The sequence below is a fragment of the Dactylosporangium siamense genome (genome assembly GCF_016862795.1).
GTDB lineage: Bacteria > Actinomycetota > Actinomycetes > Mycobacteriales > Micromonosporaceae > Dactylosporangium > Dactylosporangium siamense.
In genome coordinates this window covers 42,567-61,347 of sequence record NZ_BONQ01000178.1, presented here as the reverse complement: position 1 = coordinate 61,347, position 18,781 = coordinate 42,567, and the positions used below count along the sequence as shown (strand labels likewise).

General features: G+C 68.0%; 21 protein-coding genes and 2 pseudogenes. 11 read left to right on the top strand and 12 right to left on the bottom strand.

What is annotated here, in order from left to right:
* Window positions 1-945 precede the first annotated feature (945 nt).
* Window positions 946-1,482, top strand: coding sequence for an SMI1/KNR4 family protein (locus Dsi01nite_RS52320; RefSeq protein WP_203853998.1), 537 nt, complete (start codon window positions 946-948; stop codon window positions 1,480-1,482).
* Window positions 1,483-1,811: 329 nt separating this feature from the next.
* On the opposite strand, the gene Dsi01nite_RS52315 is transcribed toward Dsi01nite_RS52320, so the two are convergent.
* Entirely contained in the window at window positions 1,812-2,744 is a 933-nt protein-coding gene (locus tag Dsi01nite_RS52315) for a TolB-like translocation protein (RefSeq protein WP_203853997.1), read from the bottom strand.
* A gap of 614 nt (window positions 2,745-3,358) precedes the next feature.
* On the opposite strand from Dsi01nite_RS52315, the gene Dsi01nite_RS52310 reads away from it, so the two are divergent.
* Window positions 3,359-5,224, top strand: coding sequence for an ArnT family glycosyltransferase (locus Dsi01nite_RS52310; RefSeq protein ID WP_203853996.1), 1,866 nt, complete (start codon window positions 3,359-3,361; stop codon window positions 5,222-5,224).
* A gap of 339 nt (window positions 5,225-5,563) precedes the next feature.
* On the opposite strand, the gene Dsi01nite_RS52305 is transcribed toward Dsi01nite_RS52310, so the two are convergent.
* On the bottom strand, window positions 5,564-6,121 hold the full coding sequence (locus tag Dsi01nite_RS52305; protein WP_203853995.1) for a hypothetical protein: 558 nt from the start codon (window positions 6,119-6,121) through the stop codon (window positions 5,564-5,566).
* Between the two features lie 16 nt (window positions 6,122-6,137).
* Window positions 6,138-6,281: a hypothetical protein gene (locus Dsi01nite_RS52300; RefSeq protein WP_203853994.1), complete on the bottom strand. Its 144-nt coding sequence runs from the start codon at window positions 6,279-6,281 to the stop codon at window positions 6,138-6,140.
* Between the two features lie 40 nt (window positions 6,282-6,321).
* On the opposite strand from Dsi01nite_RS52300, the gene Dsi01nite_RS52295 reads away from it, so the two are divergent.
* Entirely contained in the window at window positions 6,322-6,507 is a 186-nt protein-coding gene (locus Dsi01nite_RS52295; RefSeq protein WP_203853993.1) for a hypothetical protein, read from the top strand.
* Window positions 6,508-6,810: 303 nt separating this feature from the next.
* Here Dsi01nite_RS52295 and Dsi01nite_RS52290 read toward each other — a convergent pair whose 3' ends face one another.
* From Dsi01nite_RS52290 to Dsi01nite_RS52275, 4 genes are all read right to left on the bottom strand, one after another.
* Entirely contained in the window at window positions 6,811-7,731 is a 921-nt protein-coding gene (locus Dsi01nite_RS52290; protein WP_203853992.1) for a hypothetical protein, read from the bottom strand.
* A 294-nt stretch (window positions 7,732-8,025) separates the two neighbouring features.
* Window positions 8,026-8,625 carry a GTP-binding protein gene (locus Dsi01nite_RS52285; protein WP_239137085.1) on the bottom strand — a complete coding sequence of 200 codons (600 nt, stop codon included), beginning with the start codon at window positions 8,623-8,625 and terminating at the stop codon, window positions 8,026-8,028.
* Window positions 8,626-8,876: 251 nt separating this feature from the next.
* On the bottom strand, window positions 8,877-9,458 hold the full coding sequence (locus tag Dsi01nite_RS52280) for an RNA polymerase sigma factor (RefSeq protein WP_203853991.1): 582 nt from the start codon (window positions 9,456-9,458) through the stop codon (window positions 8,877-8,879).
* Window positions 9,448-9,804, bottom strand: a complete 357-nt coding sequence (locus Dsi01nite_RS52275; protein WP_203853990.1) for a hypothetical protein — start codon at window positions 9,802-9,804, stop codon at window positions 9,448-9,450. The genes Dsi01nite_RS52280 and Dsi01nite_RS52275 overlap by 11 nt, the downstream gene beginning before the upstream one ends.
* Before the next feature lie 519 nt (window positions 9,805-10,323).
* Between Dsi01nite_RS52275 and Dsi01nite_RS52270 the strand changes: the two genes are divergently transcribed.
* From Dsi01nite_RS52270 to Dsi01nite_RS52255, 5 genes and pseudogenes are all read left to right on the top strand, one after another.
* A complete protein-coding gene (locus tag Dsi01nite_RS52270; RefSeq protein ID WP_373318959.1) occupies window positions 10,324-11,547 on the top strand; it encodes an MFS transporter in 1,224 nt (407 codons plus the stop codon).
* Window positions 11,525-11,647, top strand: a pseudogene (locus Dsi01nite_RS59095) (IS6 family transposase); the annotation flags it as partial. The gene Dsi01nite_RS52270 and the pseudogene Dsi01nite_RS59095, both read left to right, overlap by 23 nt.
* Window positions 11,587-11,730: a hypothetical protein gene (locus Dsi01nite_RS52265; protein ID WP_203853988.1), complete on the top strand. Its 144-nt coding sequence runs from the start codon at window positions 11,587-11,589 to the stop codon at window positions 11,728-11,730. The pseudogene Dsi01nite_RS59095 and the gene Dsi01nite_RS52265, both read left to right, overlap by 61 nt.
* Window positions 11,731-12,174: 444 nt before the next feature.
* A complete protein-coding gene (locus tag Dsi01nite_RS52260; protein WP_203853987.1) occupies window positions 12,175-12,537 on the top strand; it encodes a PrsW family glutamic-type intramembrane protease in 363 nt (120 codons plus the stop codon).
* Window positions 12,537-12,989: a SitI3 family protein gene (locus Dsi01nite_RS52255; RefSeq protein ID WP_203853986.1), complete on the top strand. Its 453-nt coding sequence runs from the start codon at window positions 12,537-12,539 to the stop codon at window positions 12,987-12,989. Before Dsi01nite_RS52260 ends, Dsi01nite_RS52255 begins: the two co-directional genes overlap by 1 nt.
* A gap of 338 nt (window positions 12,990-13,327) precedes the next feature.
* Here Dsi01nite_RS52255 and Dsi01nite_RS52250 read toward each other — a convergent pair whose 3' ends face one another.
* Genes Dsi01nite_RS52250 through Dsi01nite_RS52240 form a run of 3 tightly spaced genes read right to left on the bottom strand, consistent with a single transcriptional unit; the run spans window position 13,328 to window position 14,427 of the window.
* The gene (locus Dsi01nite_RS52250; RefSeq protein ID WP_239137073.1) at window positions 13,328-13,717 is read right to left on the bottom strand and encodes an RHS repeat-associated core domain-containing protein; all 390 of its coding nucleotides are present in this window, start codon (window positions 13,715-13,717) and stop codon (window positions 13,328-13,330) included.
* 43 nt (window positions 13,718-13,760) lie between these two features.
* Window positions 13,761-14,084: a hypothetical protein gene (locus Dsi01nite_RS52245; protein ID WP_203853985.1), complete on the bottom strand. Its 324-nt coding sequence runs from the start codon at window positions 14,082-14,084 to the stop codon at window positions 13,761-13,763.
* Window positions 14,085-14,109: 25 nt separating this feature from the next.
* Window positions 14,110-14,427: a hypothetical protein gene (locus Dsi01nite_RS52240; protein WP_203853984.1), complete on the bottom strand. Its 318-nt coding sequence runs from the start codon at window positions 14,425-14,427 to the stop codon at window positions 14,110-14,112.
* Window positions 14,428-14,542: 115 nt separating this feature from the next.
* Here Dsi01nite_RS52240 and Dsi01nite_RS52235 point away from each other — a divergent pair.
* The 3 genes and pseudogenes from Dsi01nite_RS52235 to Dsi01nite_RS52225 all read left to right on the top strand — a co-directional run.
* Window positions 14,543-15,115, top strand: a pseudogene (locus Dsi01nite_RS52235) (IS6 family transposase); the annotation flags it as partial.
* A 76-nt stretch (window positions 15,116-15,191) separates the two neighbouring features.
* On the top strand, window positions 15,192-15,794 hold the full coding sequence (locus Dsi01nite_RS52230; protein ID WP_203853982.1) for an RNA polymerase sigma factor: 603 nt from the start codon (window positions 15,192-15,194) through the stop codon (window positions 15,792-15,794).
* 2 nt (window positions 15,795-15,796) lie between these two features.
* Complete coding sequence (locus tag Dsi01nite_RS52225) at window positions 15,797-16,738, top strand: hypothetical protein (protein ID WP_203853981.1); 942 nt, start codon at window positions 15,797-15,799, stop codon at window positions 16,736-16,738.
* A gap of 468 nt (window positions 16,739-17,206) precedes the next feature.
* Here the strand turns inward: Dsi01nite_RS52225 and Dsi01nite_RS52220 are convergent, their stop codons facing one another.
* Window positions 17,207-18,022: a carbon-nitrogen hydrolase family protein gene (locus Dsi01nite_RS52220; RefSeq protein WP_203853980.1), complete on the bottom strand. Its 816-nt coding sequence runs from the start codon at window positions 18,020-18,022 to the stop codon at window positions 17,207-17,209.
* Between the two features lie 53 nt (window positions 18,023-18,075).
* Complete coding sequence (locus Dsi01nite_RS52215) at window positions 18,076-18,549, bottom strand: hypothetical protein (RefSeq protein WP_203853979.1); 474 nt, start codon at window positions 18,547-18,549, stop codon at window positions 18,076-18,078.
* Window positions 18,550-18,781 lie beyond the last annotated feature (232 nt).

The window sequence follows — 18,781 nt, the reverse complement described above, 5'->3', positions numbered from 1 at the left end:
CCGTTCCGGCCACCGGCACCACCGCCGACGCGGCCACCGGCCACACCGGTGCAGGCACCTTTCCCAACGCCGCCGTATCCGACGCAACCGCCGGCCGGGCGCGGCCCGGCACGCCAGACACCGCCGCCGAACGCTGCTGAGGATTCACCGCCCCAGACGGGTTGCCTGGCGCGGCATGCGCCGGCAACGCCACCAGCACGGGGGCCAGCAACGCACCCGTCGACATGGCGGTCAACCACCGCCGGACCCGGCCGTTCCCCAGCCCGTGCAGCGAAAATGCGCCCCAACGACCCACCATGCGTGCCTCCCCCGCAGCGATCATGCAGGCAGAACGATAGAGACGACCGCCGATTCCTGGGAAGAAGCTGAAAGACCCACTACACGCCGTCACCAACTCGCCTGCGACGACTCCCTGCACAAGTCATCAACGCGGAGGCATGCAGTGATGGACGTCATATTGATGAGCCACGCGGTGTCACCGCGGAGATTCGGACGGTTTCGGTCAGCAGCGAACAGTGCGCTGACCCGACCGGGCGTCCCTCCGCCGGCCACCAGGACCGAAGCTGCGTCACTTGACCGATCTGGTCCCCAGAACACCAAATGGGCCGACCCGAAAGTGGATCGGCCCCTGAACCGCGTCGGTCATCGCCGTCGCGCCGAGCCCTGCGACGCCGAGCAGGAGCACCCGGCGGATGGCCGTCACACCGCCCCCTCGTCGGCGGGGGCGCGGTCGACGGGAAACAGCGCATGCGCGACACCCGCCGGAGCGGGCAGCTTCGCCGGGTCTGACGGGAACGACTGGCCCGCGGTCAGCGGCGCCTGGACGCCCAGCAGGGCCGCCAGCTGCTGGGCGACGACGCCATCAGGAGGGCAGGCCCACGGCGAACCCTCACAATCCCTTCATACCGGACCGACCACCATCCCCGGGGCATATCATCTGGAACCGTGACGGCTGCCATGATCCTCGCCGACCTCGACCGGTGGCTCGCCGCGAACGCACCCCGGACGCTGTCCCTGATGCACCCCCCGGCGAGCCAGGAGCAGCTGCGGGAGCTGGAGTCGCGGCTCGGGTTCGCGCTGCTGCCCGAGGTCGCGAGCACCCTGCTCTGGCACAACGGGGCAACGGAGGAGATGGGCGGCTTCCAGCTGGCACCGACCTACTGGCTCACCAGCGCGGCCCGTGTCGCGGGTGACGCCAGTCGCCTGAGGGCGACCGCCCGCGCATCCAACCCGGAGGCATGGGACGTGCACTGGGTGCCGCTCGCTGCCGACCGGTGCGGCGCCTACCTGGTCGTCGACCACACCCCAGCTGTGGACACCGGTCGAACCTTTCTCTGGGAGCCCGAGAACGGCGAGGATGCGATGGGGTCATGGACGGGTCTTGAGGAGCTCTACAGCGAGCTCCGGTCCGCGCTGCTGGGTGGAGCACCGTGGCTGGACAACAGCTACCAGATGGTCGACGGTGGGGTGGAGTGGGAGTAGAACTCGCGTCATCCGACCCGGCCGCGAAACAGGACGGCACGGCGGACGGGCGGGTTGTCAGCCGATCCGTGATAGCGGACATACCGCGGCAGCGACCGTAACCGGGACCGACGACTTCACGTCCGGCCCGGCCATGCCGCCGGGCGAGCGTGTCGACGCGTACCTGCGGCGGATCAGCCCGCCGAAGGCTTCGCTGGCGACGGAGTCATGTCCGCCCTGCGGCCTTCAGCATGGGCGGGTCCACACCAGCCACATCGAGCCGGTCACCCGTCACGACTTTGCCGAGGCCCTGGAGTGTGGAGTGAAGCCAGCTGATGCCACACCGGGATTCACTTGAGTGTCAGGACCCGGATCTCGTCGTTCTTCGCGCCGCCGAGGAGGACCGCAGCGAACCGTTTGCCGTCCGGGGCGAAGGACACCGCGCCGAAGAACCCGTCCGCGAGTTTGCGGACCCCGCCGCCGGGCATGTCGACCGCCCACAACGCCCGAAGCCCGTCGCGTTCGGCGGCGATGACCACCGTCCCGCCGTCACCGGACGACGCGGCACCCCGCACATCCACGAACCCGTCCCGGACCGCGGCAGCGCTCTGCCCGCCCTCGACGCGAAACAGCGTCCACGGCGACCGGCGCCGGAGGTCGTCCTGCAAGCCCGCCGACTCCAGCGCGACGAGAAAGTCGACGCCTCGCCCGTGCGGCATCGGCCAGCCGGCGTTCATCTGGTCGAACGCGCAGGAAGCCCGGGGTTCGTCGACCCGCACCGGACCCACCCCGGTGGGCACCGTCAGCGCCGCGCCAACCTTCGCCCCGAGCTGGACCAGGCCAGTGCAGTGGAAGCCGATCAGCACGCCGTAGCCGCCGACGCCGTCCCACTGGCCGATGACGTGCCCGGCTTGCGTGTCGCCCCAGCCGACGGCCTGGCCGTCGTACTCGAACAGTTCGGTCCCGGCACCCCCGGAACACAGCACGGACACCGCGACCTTCCCGCCGGCCAGCGGCCGCAGGCCGTAGTCGACCGGTTCACACACCGATCGCAGGCCGGGAATCGCCGGGTCGCCGGATACCGGTCGACGATCCGACCGGACGGACCGGACCTCGTTGGCTCCATCCAGCCGGGCGACGTAAAGCAGCACCGTGTCGGACTGCCAGGCCACGTCACCGATCGAAACGGTCTTCCACGGGATGACCAAACCACATGAGGAGACGACCAGCGACGCGATCGTCAGCCACAGCGCCGGCATGCCGCTTCGCCGGAATCTCCTCATGCGGTCCACCTGTCAGTTGCCTTGCGTGTTCAACGAGAACTGCCCATACGGGTCGAACATCTAAATGACGGCCGCCTCGATCGCCTCAGGGCTGGATTCCGGTCGCACAGCACGGCCAATCAGCACACCGTTGAAGTTGTTACACATTTCGATCTTACCGTTGACCGTTCCAGGCTTCTGGCTGCTCCGGTCGTCATCGACCTCGTGCGCCGCGCCCAGCACAAAGTCGCCCGTGGCTCGCCCTGCTGACCGTCGCCTGGCTCCTCATGGCGCGACACGCGGCCGAATCCGTTGTCCTCGAACCCGATCGGCGCATCGCGAAGGCCGCGGCACGCGCCGGCCGACCCGTACCGGAAATACGCCTCGTCCAGATTCGCAGCAACCGCACGGGCCTGAACGAAGCCTCCGCCGCTGGCAGTACGTCTACGCGTACCTCCGCGGACCGCAGGACGCGCCGATCGTGGCGTGGACCGCCGTCCTCGTCTACGCAACCCGTCAGCCGCGCCGGACGCATGACCATCAGCCGGGTGCTGGCATACGAGTGACGACGCGGATGGCACAACACCTCACATATCAAGCTTCATCAATCATCGATGCCTCTCTACGATCCGCGCATGTCTGATCCCTTGGCGTCAACCATCGATGAGCGTGATCAGTCCAGCGCCGACAACGACCGTGCGTCGCCGCGCCGGCCGGCATGGGTCCGGCCGGCGCTGGCGGCGATCGTCGTGTGCTCCGCCGTCGTCTACGCGTGGCGGATCGGCGGCATGCAGCTGCACCTGTACTACGGGCCGGGCGTACGCACGATGGCGGGCAGCTGGCAGGCATGGCTCTACGGTGCCTACGACCCGCAACTGACCACCACGTTCGACAAGGCCCCTGGCACGTTCTGGCTGCAGGCGCTGTCTGCCCGGGTGTTCGGCTTCGAACCGTGGGCAGTGCTCCTGCCGTCGCTGCTGGCGAGCCTCGCGTCGATCGTGCTGATGTACCGGGTCGTCCGCGACTGGGTCGGCCCCGAGGCGGGGGTGGCGGCGGCCGGGTTCTTCGCGGTCACGCCGATGGTCGCCGCCCTCGCCCGCACCCAGATCCCTGACCCGGTCCTGGTCGCGCTGCTGCTGACCGCGACCCTGCTGTGGCAGCGGGCCGTCGCCACCGGTCGGCTGAAGCCGCTGCTGTGGACCGGCGTCCTGGTCGGTCTCGCGTTCCAGGTGAAGATGGCTCAGGCGTGGCTGATCTGGATCCCGTTCGGCCTCGGCTATCTGCTCTACGCGTCGCAACCGTGGCGCCGCAGGGTGACCCGGCTGGGCCTCGCCGGGCTGCTGACCGTCGCGGTGTCGCTGGTGTGGGTGGGCGTCATGGCGGCGCTGCCCGCGGGTCGGCGGCCGTGGATCGACGGGTCCGTCGACAACTCGATCTGGTCGATGGTGTTCGGCTACAACGGGTTCAACCGGTTCGGCGTCGACAACGCCGGCGCCGACGTCCTCGGCATCGGCGGCCCGCCCGGCAAGAACGAAGGGCCGGCGTGGCAGTACCTGATCCGCGACGGCGTCGCCCCGCAGATCGGCTGGCTGTACATCCTCGCCCTCGCCGGCCTGGCCGTCGCGGTCATCACCCTCATCCGGGACCGCGGGAACGCCGCCAACTCCGTGCTGTGGCTCGGCTGGCTCGCCGTGCACCTCCTGGCCTTCGCCGGCAGCGTCAAGGCCCACTCCTTCTACAACGTCGCCCTCACCCCGGCCCTGGCCGCGCTCGCCGCCGCGGGACTTCTCGCGCTCTGGCGGGCCTACCGCAACCCCACCTGGCGCCGCTGGCTGCTCCCCGCCGCCGTCGCCGCGAGCGGTTGGTGGGCCTGGCACCTCGCCGGGAAGTTCCCGACGTTCGCCACCTGGCTCCCGGCCGCGACCGCCATCGCTGCCACCGTTGCCACGCTCGTGCTCATCGCCGCCGTCGCGGCGCCCAGACTCCAGGCGACCGCCGTCGCGACCGCCGTCGCCGCGGTGCTGGTCGCGCCGATCACCTGGACGCTGTCGGTCACGGACAACCGCACCGTCTCCGACGCGCACCGGCCGGCCGCCGGGCCGCCGTCCCGGGAGACCGCCACCATTCTCAGCGGCCGGCTGCTGCGGATGCTGCCGGCCGCGGACGTCGACCGCATCACCGCGCACGTCCGCGCCAACCGCGCCGCCGAGCGTTACGACCTGGCCGTCCAATGGGCGCCGCAGGCGGGGCAGTTCATCACCCGCGGCCTCGACCCGCTGCCCATCGGCGGGTTCACCGCCCAGATCCCCAACATCAGCACGCGCCGGCTCGCCGAGCTCGTCGCCGCCGGCGAGCTGCGGTACGCCCTCGTCGACGGCCCGCAGTTGAAGGGCAAACCGACCCGCGACTACCCGGACTACGCCACCTGGGCACCGACCGCCTGCCGCACCGTCGACGGCTTCACCACCCCGCTCTACACGCTGTACGACTGCGCACGGTAGCCCCACGGTCGCCTGCCGTCCTTCGAACGTCTCCCGACCGGGTGAGGACGGCAGGACCACACGCCGGTGACCGCGCGGGAAAGTCCCGAATGCCGCGGCGGCAGGTGGACTTCGGCCGAAAGGCCGCGTCGGGCGGCCCCGGCAACCCCGCACCACGGCGGCGGCCGGAACGAGCGTGGCGGTGGCCGACCAGCGGCATGCGGGACGCGCGCTGCTCGCCGTGTCCGCCGCCTCCTCGGGCGCGCTTCCCGCGCCGTACGATCACCGGATGTCCATAGTGGACAGAGACAACGTGATGGTCGTCCTTGAGCTCCGCTCATGCCTCCCCGCGACGGTTCTCTAGGGGAAGGCGCTCTCCGCCGCGGCCCGGGTGTCCTGCCGGGCGCGCTCGACCCTCGCCACATCCACCGGCCCCCGGTATTCGTACTCGACGGATACGACCATCAGGTCACGACGGACCGCATAGCTGTAGTGGCCATCGACATTGCTCGTGGCGTTCGGCTCATTCCACTCGCACCACTGCGCTGACCCCTCGCCCGGACCCTGCACCGGCGCGGTCAACGGTGGCAACCGGCAAGTGTTGCCCAACAGGCCGACCGCGTCCTCATGTGCCTCGGCGGCGTTCTTGTCGAAGGCCTTGTAGACCTCGAAGCGCAGCTCCGCGAAGTCGCCGTCGGCGGAACTCTCCGTACGGTTGCTGAACTCGCAGGTGCCGGCGTTGCCCAGGTCATTGTGCCGACTCAGCTCCGAGACCTTCACCTCGCCGCCCGGCACAGCCGCATCCAGCTTCCCGACATCAAACAGGCTGCAGACGTCCCGGGTCCCCAGCACCGGCTCCTTCGGCGAACGTCCCACGAAGGAGCACCCGCCGAGCGCCAACGCCACGACGACCGTCACGACCGACCGCGTGGCGCTAGACAAACGGGCCCCCGCGCTTCGAGAAGGTGCAACTCACGAAGTCTCGATACGTTCCCTTGCCGTTCTCGCCGTGCACCACGAACTCCCGTGCCTTTCCGTACTCGTGCAGCTCGGCGAGCCGGCCCAGGTAGTAGGTCATCTCGACGCTGCGTTCAGTCCTGAATCTGTGCCGGCTACCCGTGGATGGCCTGTGGCCACCGGGACCGGCCACACACAAGATCGCCGTCACGCTCCTGGAGGATCCTCGCCTGGCCACCGACGGGTGGGACGCGGCGTTCGCGCACGCGGCCCTGCAGATCGAGCGGGCACTGACCAAGACCAAGATAAAGCAGACCGCCGCGGAGGGCACCCCGCCGCTGCTGTAGAGGGACCGGGCGCGTCCTGCTGGACCAGGCGCCACACCCGGAACTGCACCCCAGGCCGGATCTTCGTCTCTGGCGACAATCGCGACCACCCGCAGGGCCGCGTCGGCGCGCTGCACCAACACCGGCGCCCCGGCCGAGGCGCTGGAGGCAGCCACGACCGGGCTGCGGCAGGGCCTGCGGATCAACATCACGCAGGACGGCCAGGCCGCCTGTTCAACATCCCGCGGAAGCCGGCCTCGCCGCAGGCGCTCGTCCCAGCCGACTCCACCGACCGGATGGCCCAGACCGCTGGCACTGCACTGGTCAGGGAGCCTCGTCGACGACCGGGCCGACCCCCGCCGCCGGCATCGGCCAGCCCGGCGGAAGCACTGACCGCAGAACGTCGAACGCCCGTCGAGCGGCGGCATGGTCATAGTCGGCCAGCCGCGCAGTCGCCTGGGCCCAGATACCACCCGCGGGTAGCGCCACGACCTCATGGAACGCGCCGCTGGCCCGCAACCCGGCGGCGCCGCCGAGCCGCGCCGCCACCTCGCCAGGGATGACGGTGATCCAGGAGTATCCCTTGAGTCGTTCCCGCGGCGAAGTCCGCCGTATCGTGTCACGCGTCGCACTGTCGAGGCCGACCAGGGACCGCTCCAGCAGCGACTCATCGGTCTGCTGCTCGCCGACCTGGAGCGATACGCCACCGAAGGCCGGATCACTCGCCGCCGCGACCTCCCGCAGGAACCCGCATAACGCACGCTCGGCATCCACGGTGCCGACCAGAAACTCGGCCGATGCCGACAGCCCAAGCCAGACCCCGCCATCAATCCACGTCCGCACATGCAGGTCGGGAAACCCCGGCCCGCGCCCTCCGGGCATACGCTCCGCGCGTTCGACGACACCGGCCTGCAGATAGGCGGTCGCGCCCGGGTGCTGATCCAGACCGTCCAGGAACACGCTCAAGCTGTGTGGATGCATCAGCAGGGCGGTAGCCACCTCGTCGTCGAACTCACCGTCGAAGCGGACGAGTTCGCACCAAGGCATGCCGACCGGCGGATAGGTCTCCCAGATCCGCCCGGCCATGAGCGTGCTGGTGACGTCTTCACCGGCGCGAGGGCCGGCGTCCAGCCCGTCGTGCAGCCCAGCCGCCAACCTCGACCACGCCAACTCGAACCACATCCGAGTGACACGTCCGACGTCGGCTCGGGCATCCAGACACAGCATCACATGGATCCGGGCCATCGAAACATCTTCCACTGGTCGTCCCTCCGCTCAAGTCCGACCATCAAGCACATCGCCGAGGTCCCTGTTGGCGGCGGAGTTCGCGGATGGATTGTGGTGCCTACCTCTGGCCCGCTTGGCCGCGATTGCTGGCCTGCGACTTCTTCACCGTCGACACCCGACCCACTGTCCAAACAGGACTGAAATCTGCGTTTCGCCCAATCGATACCTCGCTGCTGAAATCAGCTCGCTGACCTTGTCCGGCACCACTTGGACGAGACGCTTGCCGCGTGCTGCGTCACTTTGCCGGTCGCCTCAGCCGTGCAGGGTCCCGACCCCTCTCCCCACGCGGCTGACCGTCATCACGCGCTCGACCAATGCAATCAGCACGTCCTTGACCGACCGGCGGTCCCGGGCGTCACACAGAACGACCGGCACGTCCAGGTCGAGATCCAAGGCCCGCCTGACCGCGTTGGCGCTGTGCTTCTGCACGCCGTCGAAGCAGTTGACCGCGACCAGGAACGGAGTGCCGCGCTGCTCGAAGTAGTCGATCGACGGGAAACAGTCGGTCAGCCGCCGAGTGTCGGCCAGAACCACCGCACCGAGCGCACCCATGACCAGTTCGTCCCACAGGAACCAGAATCGGTCCTGGCCGGGAGTACCGAAGAGGTAAAGGACAATGTCCTGGTTGATACTGATCCGACCGAAGTCCATCGCGACCGTGGTAGTTGTCTTGCCCTCGACGCCGTGGACGTCGTCGATGCCGAGCCCTGCACTGGTGAGCACCTCCTCCGTCTGCAGCGGACCGATCTCGCTCACCGCGGTGATCAGCGTGGTCTTGCCCACGCCGAATCCACCCGCGATCAGAATCTTCACCGCGAGTGGCACGTGACCGGATGCCGGACCGGACGGGATTCCCGTCGCCGCCGGGCCTGGAATGGGCTGAACGGCCCCGACGGGATCGACGGTCAACGAATGTCTGCCCTGGTCAACCCACCGCGTGAATCGGTCGAGACCACGCTCAATGTCGTATTGCTCGCCGGCCTGGGCCAGCCGACCGGGCATCTGACCGTACAGATCCGGCAGCGACGCCTGCTCACCCCGTTCGGCCGCACCTTCCCGAGGGGCACCAGGCTGCCCGGAGTCGACGTACTGCGAATCGTCCATCATTCTGCCCCCTCCCCGAACTCGTCGGCTTCAAGATCGGCGACGATCTCCCGCCCGCACCCGAGGTGCTGATTCAGCTGTTGCAGCCCGATCCGGTAGTGATCTCGCACAGTCGACTGCGTGATCCGTAGGTGCTCGGCGATCTCCGCGGTCTTCCACTCGTGAGCCCGGAGCCAGAAGACGTGCTGGCGAACTGCCGGCATCTGTCTGATCACTGCCCAACTGAGGTCGAGCATCGCGCTGGACAGCACTGCGCGGGTAGGCCCCGGGCCCTGCTGCCCGGGCCGTTTGAGCAACTCGAGCTCGAGCGGCGCCATGACGGTCTCCCGCTGACCACGCCGAAAGACGTCGATGATCTTGTGCTTGAGGGTGGTGTACAGCCATGCCCGCTGCGACCCGAGATCCCGGCCGCAGACCTTGTCCCGTGCGAGCCAGGCAGCCTGGAACACCTCTTGGACGAGGTCCTCGGCGGTGTCGCGGTCACCGCCGAGGCCAGCCAGCGCGGTTGCGAACAGCCCGGCGGCTGCGGCCCGGAACAATCCTGACAACTCCCGCAGTGCCAGCTCATCGTCACCGGTCATGGGTCGTAGGCCGTCCGCCTTTGACCGGCATGCTCGGCCCGGAGACGATCACGGCCTTGCGCTCCGGGACGTGCGCCCCAGGCACGGTGCCGTGACCGACCCAGATCCGCATCGCCGAACCGGCGACGCCCTCCTTGCCCTGGACGACCACGCTGCCTCCGGGGGCGTTGGCGAAGATGCGATCAAAGGTCACCCGGCGCTGCCACTCCACAAGCACTCGGTAGCCCGCACGCGCTGCCACGAGCGTCAGCGTCAACGCCGCCAGACACCAGGGCGACGCCGCATCCGGCAACATTCCCACGACCTTGTGCCAAAGCCCTACCAGCAGCGGTCCCTCGACGGTCATGCATATACATCGCCTACGCCGGAAAAAGCGTCGAGTCTCCGCAGCGCGTCAACGAGCGCCCGGGTCAGCCTACGGCCTATCTGGTCGGAAGCAGGCCCGCGACGTGGTGTCCATCGGCACCGACGGCGCGGCGCTGCTCGTGCGCGTGGTCAACGAACGCCTCCGGCCACCACCGAATCGGAATCGCGTGACCAGCCGACGTAGCAACGTGCAGCGGACCGGCAGGACGCACGACCAAGATCGCGACTGGTAAGTGGATCTTCGGTCCCTTCTCGCTAGGGGCAGGTCTTCGGACACGCCCTGACCTTGTCCGGGTTTGAACCCTGAATGACCGCACCGCGCATTACTCAAGGCTGTTCGTGCGGCTACTGGGTGTTGCACTCAGGCTGGCGAGTCTGTTGAATATTTTCGATCGTCCGCTGCCGACATCGACCGGCACGCCGGCGAGGTCGAGGGGGCGGCACGGCATGACCGAGGACACGTTCGCGATCAACACATTGTCCCGGTAGCTCCGGGACCATGACGGCATCAGCGGCGGCGCCTACCGGGGACACCACCCGCCGAGTGACGCCGCTGCTCTATTCCACTGGGATCTCGGTCACCGGTGACGGGGCGTTCCTCGCCGCCGGCCCGCTCCTGGCTGCCTCGCTCACTCGCGACCCGGTCGCGATCGCCGCAGTGACGGCGGTGTTCTACGCGCCATGGCTGGTATTCGGCCTTCCGGCCGGCGCGCTGGTCGACCGATGGCCCCGCCACACGGTCATGATCACCGCAGACCTCTTCCGGGCCGCGCTGCTCGCGCTCCTCACCGTCCTCGTGGCCGTCGGCCACGCCAGCATCCCGGCGCTGATCGCGCTGATCACGCTGGTGGGGATCGCGCACATCTTCTTCGACTCGGCGTCGCAGGCGAGCATTCCCGCGATCGTCGGCCGTGACAAGGACACCCTCGCGCACGTCAACGGTCGCTTCTGGGCCATCGACACGGTCGGACGACTGCTGCTCGGCCCACCACTCGGATCGCTGACGTTCGCCGTCAACCGACTGATCCCATTCGCGTTGGACGCCGTGTCGTTCCTGCTGTCGGCGCTGTTCGTGCGAAATCTCCCGCCCGCCGAGCCGGCCACAGGTCCGCACGAGCCGATCGGCGCGGCCATCAGGGCAGGCGTCCGGCATCTGCTCCACACGCGGGACCTGCGGCTGCTCGCGATCAGTCTGGGCGCCCACAACTTCGGCTACAACATGGCGCTCGCCACCTTCGTGCTGTACGTCACCGACGTCCTCGACGTCCCCGACGCGCTGTACGGCGTCCTGCTCGCCGCGAGCGCCCTCGGCGGCATCGTGGCCGGCTGGCGGGCCCGCCGGCTGACCCGCAACCTCACGTACCGCCAGGTCGTGGCGACCGTCCATGTCATGCAGGCGCTCAGCTGGGCGGGGATCGCGCTCAGTGGCAACGTCTGGATCGCCGCACTGATGTTCGTCACGATCGGTGCGGGCGGCTCACTGTCGAGCGTCGCGGTCGGTTCGGCACGGCAGTCGCTCACCCCGGACGGTCTCATCGGTCGGGTCGTCTCGGCGTTCCGGCTCGTCGGTGTCGGCGCAGGCGGTGTCGGCGCCCTGGCCGGCGGGGTCATCGCCGACCGGTTCGGTCTCACCACTCCGCTGCTGTGCACCGTCGGGCTGCAGCTGACGGCGGCGATGCTGACCTGGCCGTTCCGGCAAAGAAGAGCTGAGAGCGGGCGATGAGCAGCGGGGCGTTGAGACCGACCACGTGACCGTCTTCCGGTGGGTCCAACGCTTCACACCTCTGCTGGCAGACGCGGCCCGGTGGTGCCGGCACGCACCCGGCGCCACTACGAACTTGCCGTCGACGCCCCGCCCGCACTGCGGGTCGCCACGGCGTTCACCGAACTCGCCCAAGCGATCTGACCGACGGGACCCGACACGGGGGTTCAACGCGTCTTCCGATCCCACAACGCAACTGTGCCGTCGCACGGCGACGGCAGCGTAGCCGTACCTGATTTCGGCTATGCCCCGGGACGGCTCGGTGGATGTATCGGAAGTCGCAACGCAGGTCTGCCGGTCCCGGTCTGCGAGCCATTCAGGGTCAACCGAAACTGATCGAAGCCGGTAGATTGTCGGCGGCGGCGACACGGGGGTGGCTTTGATCGCGCAGGCAATGCGGTGGGCAGGCATGATCGGCGCGCTCGTGTGCGGCTATTTCGTGGCACGGGTAGCGGCCGCCGACTGGCTCGCCGGTGGAGACGTGATCTGGTCGTCGCCCTCCGGCTTGAGCTCCTACACGGATGAGCTGCCTCCCGGCGCCGGTGACCTCGTGCGGTTCTTCATGGTCACCGCGCCACCCCTGGACGGGTGCCGGTGCGGCTGTACCTCGCCGTGTTCGCGTTCGGTGCCATCATCGCCGTCAGCATGTGCGGCGACATCAACGAGCTCTTCGCCCGCTGGTCCCTGTCGTGGTACGACGTCCTCTCCGACGACAACCACGTCGAGGCCACCCTTGCCGTCCGTCCGCTGCGCGGCATCAACGCCGGCATCGTCGAGGAGCTCGTCAAGGGCGCCGGCGTCGCCATCGCCTGCCTGCTCGCCCGCCGCCACGGCCCGGTCGAAGCGCTCCGCCAGCAGTTCGCCGACTGGCCGATCGAGGGGCTCAAACAGGTCCTCGCAATCAAGGACGGCCAGATCATCCCGATCTGGAACTTCTGGGGAGAACAGTAATGGGCATCGAGTATCGACTCACCTTGTCCGTCCCGTCCCCGGTGACCGAGGTCGCCCGGCGTGCCGTCGGCGACCCGGGTGTGCCGCTGACTCCGTACGAGCATCTGCTGACCGCGGACCTGAACACCTCCCACGGCTACTCACTCTCGGTCGGCCCGGTCCTCGACGCCTACTTCGAGGCCGTCGGCGACGCCGGCCTGCAGTCATGGGAGGTCGCCAAAGGCGTCAGCATCACGTATGCGGTGACCAGCGACGCCACCTGGCGAGCGCGGGCCCAGCAGAACATCCTCATCAGCGTGGCCGGCGTCCTCGCCACCGGCCCCGAGGACGTCACACTGATCCACAACCACGACTACCTGATACTGACCCGCGTCGGCGGCGTCGTGCACAAGTTCCGCCGGGACACCTGGTGGGCCGGCGTGCCCCAGGCCGACGCAATAATCCCGGGCTGAGGCGGCGGTCAATTCCTCATCGGGGCATGGGGCCAAGGTAGTAGGCCAATGCCATGAACGCGGCCGGCGTAGGCCGATGTCAGGCAGCATCGGAATCCCGGCTGGGGAGTTGAGGCGACGCTGCTCCAGCTCGTCCAGGGGCTGCTCAGGCTCAACGACGTCCGGCACTCCGCTCGCGCAGCGGATGCGCGTTCGATCGGTTCGCTCTCGCTGCCTGATGTCTTCGCGCATGGTCTCACCGAGCTGGCGAAGTTCCTCCCGCCTGGTCTCTTCCTTCTGCGTGATCCTCGTGCGGAGGTATGCGGAGGTACCAGAAGATGGCTCCGCTGAAGCCGCCGCTACCGACGACGACCGGCACGATGTCTGGGCCTGCCCCGTTTTGGCGGACATCTGAGATCAGGAGCCTGTGGGCCAGTCGGGTCGCTGTACGTGGCCGGGTTGTTCCGGCCGTACTGGTACGCGTTGAACCGGCTCGGGTCGGTGGCCACGAACACCGGGTCCGGAGAGATGAACCGGCCGAGCTGCGGGTCGCACTCGCGAGCGCCGAGGTGGGTCAGGCCGGTCGTGGTGTCCTGGGTGCCGCCGACGAAGCCCTTGTCCGCGATCCACGTCGGGGCCGCGCCCCGCGGGCCGCCGAACGGGGTCGTCCGGCGCCGGGTGATCGCACCGCTCGACGCGTCGATCATCGCCGTCTCGGTGCCCTGGTGGTCGGCGGCGATCAGCTTCACACCGGCCGGGTCCCGGACGGCGATGTGCCCCGGTCACCGGGGGTCAGCCGGCCGGCCGGACCACCGCGAACCGTTCCTTCAGCAGCGGCCCGAGTTCGGCCACGATGCCGTAGCCGGGCTGCTGCGGGCCCGGCAGGTAGGGCAGGAACGCGGTGTTGACGAGAAACCCGTCCTCGACGTGCTCGAGCGCGAGCCGGTCCTCGAGGAACGCAAGGGTAAGCCGCCAGTCCGGCTCGTCCTCGTCGCCGAGGTAGGACGCGATCGTCGCCGGCGCGACGTCCAACATGAAGAACATATAGGACAGCAGCTGTCCCTCGTTCTCGATGTGGACCTCGAGATGCTCCCGGAAACCGGGGACGGCCGTCACGAACGCCTCGACGAAGTCTGCGTCGCTAACGATCGCACACCTCCAGCCCAGGATAGTGGCTCGCGTCGATGTAGTTGCCCGCCTGCGCGTGGTCGATGGCGTCGATCAGGCTGGTGGCGACCTGGATGTCACGCTCGGTCCGGACGATCTCGATCGTCGGACCGCTCTTGCGCAGCCTGCGCGGCTCGTCCTTCGTCAGGAAGTTGTGCAGCCCGACTCGCAAGTTGTTCGTGCTGGTGAGGTGGTTCTGCCCGTACGTGAACTCACCGGTGCGGAACTGTTTGTTCATGGCAGCCATCGCGGTGCCGTCGCCCTCGAGGATGTTGTCCGGGAGGCCCTTCATGTTGGCATGGTAGAGGGGTTCGTTGCATTGATCGATGCCCTGGTCAGGCAGGCTGGAACGGTGAAGCACTCGAACCGCCGGTGTCCAGTCCAGCCACCGCGGTCAGCGTTCGCCCGGGTTCCGGTTCCCACCAGACGTGATCATGGTCGCCGTCCGGCTCTACCTGCGCTACGACCTGTCGTACCGCGACGTCGAGGAACTGCTACTCGAGCGTGGTGTCGAGGCCGACCATGTCACCGTCTTCCGGTGGGTGCGGCGCTTTACGCCGCTGCTGGCCGACGCGGCCAGATTCGGCCGGCACGCGCCGGGCGACAGGTGGTTCACCGATGAGACTTATGTCAAGGTCAACGGTGTCTGGCGGTACGTGTACCGCGCCGTCGATCAGGATGGGCAGATCATCGACGTGCTCGTCTCCGCCCGCCGCGACGCCGCTGCGGCACGACGGTTTTTCCGCCGGGCGATGGCCATGTTGAAGGTGCGACCCACCGAGGTGATCACCGACGCGGCGTCGGTGTACCTGGCGGTGCTCGATGAGCTGGTTCCGTCGGCGTGGCACCACGTCGAACGCCACGCCAATAACCGGGTGGAAGCCGACCATAACCAGTTCAAGCACCGGCTCAGACCGATGCGCGGACTGCGGACCGACCGGACCGCGCAGACGATCATCGCCGGACACGCGTTCATGCAGTAGAGCGCGGTAGTGAGCTCGACCGTGGCACGGGGGCGGCAGGCAACAGTTTCGACTTCGCCGGCCATAGAGAAGTGTGACGACCATCGTGCAGGCTACCGACGCAGAGCTTTGGGCCAAGGCGTTGAACGGTGACCAGGCCGCGTTTAGCGTGCTCTTCGACCGGCATGCAAAGGCGGTGTACAACCACTGCTTTCGCGCCGCCGCCTCTTGGGTGATGGCGGAGGACGCGACGCAGTCGACGTTCCTGATCGCGTGGCGCAAGCGTGACCAGGTCCGGCTTGTCGACGGCTCTGTGCTGCCCTGGCTGCTGTCGACGGCAACCAACGCGGTACGCGACGAGCGCCGGTCGGCCAGGCGCTGGCTCGCCGCGCTGCTGCGGATGCCGCCAGATCGCGATGCCGCAGTCGAGGTGGCCGACCAGGTGGCGGAGCGGGTCGACGACATTCGGCGGGTGCGTACGGTGTTGCGGGCGGTTCGTCACCTGCCCCGCGCCGAACGCGAGGCCTTGATGCTGTGCGTCTGGTCATCGGTTTCCTATGCGGACGCGGCGAGGGTTCTCGGCATTGCCGAGAGTTCGGTACGGGCGAGAGTCAGTAAGGCACGAAGCCGGCTGGACCGGCTTCTTCGGCATGGCACCGTCGAAAAAGTGTCGGCGACCAACAACCCAGAGGAGTGAGGATGAGCAGCATCGACCTGCTCCCACCAGAACGGGATATTCCCGCGGATCGACACGCACGCATGCGAAGCCGGCTGCTCAGCGCCATCACAGAGCCAGGTGACCGCCGCCGTCCCATCAGACGTAGGCGACCGGTACGGATAGCGGCGGCCGGGTTGGCGATGGTTGCCTGCGCCGCCATCGTGTGGGTGGGCACCAGTGGACCATCCAAATCCAGCCAACCGTCCGCGGTGTACGCAATCGGTGATGGAGTGCTGTCGCCCGGCACACGGGATGCCGCCAGACATTGCCTCACATTGGCCAGCCAAGATGATGGCTTGGGGGCACTCGCCACGTGGCCGGCGAACGCTCCGCCCACCGTGCTCAACTACATTGAACAGCCGGGCCGCGGCGCTATCGTCATCTACCAGGCACAATCGAGTCTCATCTATTGCATCGTCGGGCCGGCTGTGAAGGAGGGTCCAGAACCGCAAGAGTTCATCACCGACGACGGCTCGCTGGGCATCGCACTCGGAGTCCGGGACGGTTCGCAATGGCTACCGGGGCCGATCTTGTTGGAAATCGCCAGGTCAACGGATCGGAACGGGGGCTACATAGACGCGGCTGGTCGGGTTAGCGAGCGCGTCGCCCGAGTCGTCCTCGACGACGGCGCTGGCCACCAGAGCACCGCGCGGCTCGCCGGGGGCACCTTCGTAGTGTTCAGCGACGGCCGGACCAACCCTGGTGCGGGCGTGCTCATCAGCTACGACTCCAGCGGAGCGGAAATCGACCGGCGACCGGCCAACGATCAGCCAGAGGGCCACTGCTACACCGACCCTGCGGGCAAGCTTGTCAATCCCACGTCGAACTACAGGTTCGAATTGGCCTACAGGTCGAACCAGGGCCGGTGCGATCCCGCAGAGCCCTGGTCCCGCCGCAACAGCACCGCGCCAACACCGCAATAGGCAAGCTTCGAGCTGGCGCGCAGAGAGGGCCAGTTGTGGAACGGCGAACGCCCTGGTGACGTGGAAGACCGGCGCCAGGGCGCTCCTCCACTGGCGCACACAGCTCGCGCAGTCGCGGCCCGAACCTCCGCGCAGGATCACTCGGCCGGGCAGACCCGGCCGAGAGCGCGCTCATGCCGCCTGACAATGCGCGCCGGCCGTCGGTGCCCTTCATGCTCAAGCCCAAGATCACCGATAGGCTTGACCCCCGCGTACCCCGCTCGTCGTTGCCCATCTTCGACAGCGCCCACGACGCACCCGAACGGTAAGTCCGGACGCCGAACGATCATCCGAAAAGTAGGTCCGGAATCCGAAGGGTTCGAGCGGACAGGACAGCAACGATGGCGAGCGCCCCATCGGATGAACCGCCGCAGTGGGAGCAAGTTGTAGCACTGGGTGCAATGCGCCTTCGACGAGGCGTCCTCGGAATCAGCAGTCGGTCGTCGAGGCGAGCCCTGGTTCGGACAGACCTTCTTTGTGATACTCCAGGGACACCACGTCCTGGCGGCGTTGTCCGAGGTACCAGTTTGCGGTCTCGTTCATGTCGAGGGTGCGCCGTAACAGGTCGGAGCGACCGGCCGGAAGTTCGCCGAGCACTTCGCCGCGTGGGGACACCACCATGCTCGGGCAGTGCTGATTTGGATGCGCGATGTTGGCGGATGCCAGGAAGCGCTGGTTCTCGGCGGCCCGGCTGATGAGGTGACTTCGCCAGACGCCCTCGGCTTCGTGGGTGTTCGCGGCGTTGGTGAGGTAGACGAACAGCTGAGCCCCGGCCGTGGCCAGGTATTGCCATTGTTCCGGGAAGCGGATCTCGCGGCAGAGCTGCATGCCTGCGGTGATGTTCCCGTCGGCGTGTGGGATGTCGATGGTCGGCAGGCGGTCGCCGGGGGTCAGTTGGCCACGCTCGTTCATCGCGAGGTTGATCTTCCGGTAGATCTGGTAGCGGCCGGTTGCGGGGAAGAACAGGCCAGCGTTGCACCACCCGCCATCGTCAGGTAGGAGCGATCCGCAGAAGATGTGTACCTGCTTCTGTGCGGCGAACTGCGCCGTATGTGCGACGGCGTGGTTCACCGTTGCGGGGTCCATTGCGTGCAGGTGTGCCAGGTCCTCGCCGTAGCCGGAGAGCATGCCTTCGGGAAGAACGACCACGTCGCCGGGGTGCGTCTCGCTGAGAACTTCGCGCACTGTGATCAGGTTGGCATCGATGTTCCAGGTGACGGGGACCTGGGCGATCAAGATGGACATCTGCACTCGACAATCTTGAAGGACAGTCGAACGGCCGCCCCCGCCGGGTCCAGTCACTGAGCTCGTGGCGGACGTTGTCGGCTGCTCAGGTCGGCGGCGTAGCTGGCCCAGTCGCCGGCGGAGATCTGTTGCCAGCGGACGGCGGAGTTGACGCTGATCCCGAGGGTTCGAGCGAGGATCACGGCGGGAATCTCGGTGGCAAGTTGGAACAGCGCGGTGCTGCGGGCCGGGTTCGGCTGGATACCGAGCTGGTTCAGTCGCAGCTTGAGCCGTTCGGCGCTGGTGGGCCGGCCGGGTTGTCCTCCGGGGAACAGCCAGCGTGATGGGGCGGCTGCGCCGATGGTGGCGTGGCCTTTGCGGGTGGCGACGACCTCGCGGGCCAGGTCGTCGACGGGGTGAGGCAGACGGATGGGTGTGCGGCCGAAGCTGATGCTGACGTCGTCGCCGGTGTCGGTGATCTGGTCGGTGGTCAGCAGAGCGATGGTCGACGAACGTTGGGCGTAGAGAAGCAGCAGGAGACCGGCCAAGCGGTCGTCGGCGTCGCTGGTGGCGTCCTGCAGTAGCTGCCGGGCGGTCGTCCATCGTTGATCGCCGTCGAGGGCGCTGACCGGGCCTTGCCAGCGTCGAGCCTTGAGGTAAGCGCTGGTGAGCTTGTTGGCGTGCGCCCAGCGGATGAAGGTGGCGGTCTCGTAGTGGTAGCTTCCGGCGGGGTCGTTCTGCCAGCGTTCGAGGTCGGGCTGCCCGAAGGTGTCCAGGGTG

What these genes read in the sequence shown, in the direction of transcription:
- Dsi01nite_RS52240 (WP_203853984.1), bottom strand. Translation starts at nt 14,427, where the DNA reads ATGAAGGGCCTCCCGGACAACATCCTCGAGGGCGACGGCACCGCGATG.
- Dsi01nite_RS52220 (WP_203853980.1), bottom strand. Translation starts at nt 18,022, where the DNA reads ATGTCCATCTTGATCGCCCAGGTCCCCGTCACCTGGAACATCGATGCC.
- Dsi01nite_RS52310 (WP_203853996.1), top strand. Translation starts at nt 3,359, where the DNA reads ATGTCTGATCCCTTGGCGTCAACCATCGATGAGCGTGATCAGTCCAGC.
- Dsi01nite_RS52255 (WP_203853986.1), top strand. Translation starts at nt 12,537, where the DNA reads ATGGGCATCGAGTATCGACTCACCTTGTCCGTCCCGTCCCCGGTGACC.
- Dsi01nite_RS52280 (WP_203853991.1), bottom strand. Translation starts at nt 9,458, where the DNA reads ATGACCGGTGACGATGAGCTGGCACTGCGGGAGTTGTCAGGATTGTTC.
- Dsi01nite_RS52315 (WP_203853997.1), bottom strand. Translation starts at nt 2,744, where the DNA reads ATGAGGAGATTCCGGCGAAGCGGCATGCCGGCGCTGTGGCTGACGATC.
- Dsi01nite_RS52275 (WP_203853990.1), bottom strand. Translation starts at nt 9,804, where the DNA reads ATGACCGTCGAGGGACCGCTGCTGGTAGGGCTTTGGCACAAGGTCGTG.
- Dsi01nite_RS52290 (WP_203853992.1), bottom strand. Translation starts at nt 7,731, where the DNA reads ATGGCCCGGATCCATGTGATGCTGTGTCTGGATGCCCGAGCCGACGTC.
- Dsi01nite_RS52225 (WP_203853981.1), top strand. Translation starts at nt 15,797, where the DNA reads ATGAGCAGCATCGACCTGCTCCCACCAGAACGGGATATTCCCGCGGAT.
- Dsi01nite_RS52300 (WP_203853994.1), bottom strand. Translation starts at nt 6,281, where the DNA reads ATGACCTACTACCTGGGCCGGCTCGCCGAGCTGCACGAGTACGGAAAG.
- Dsi01nite_RS52270 (WP_373318959.1), top strand. Translation starts at nt 10,324, where the DNA reads ATGACGGCATCAGCGGCGGCGCCTACCGGGGACACCACCCGCCGAGTG.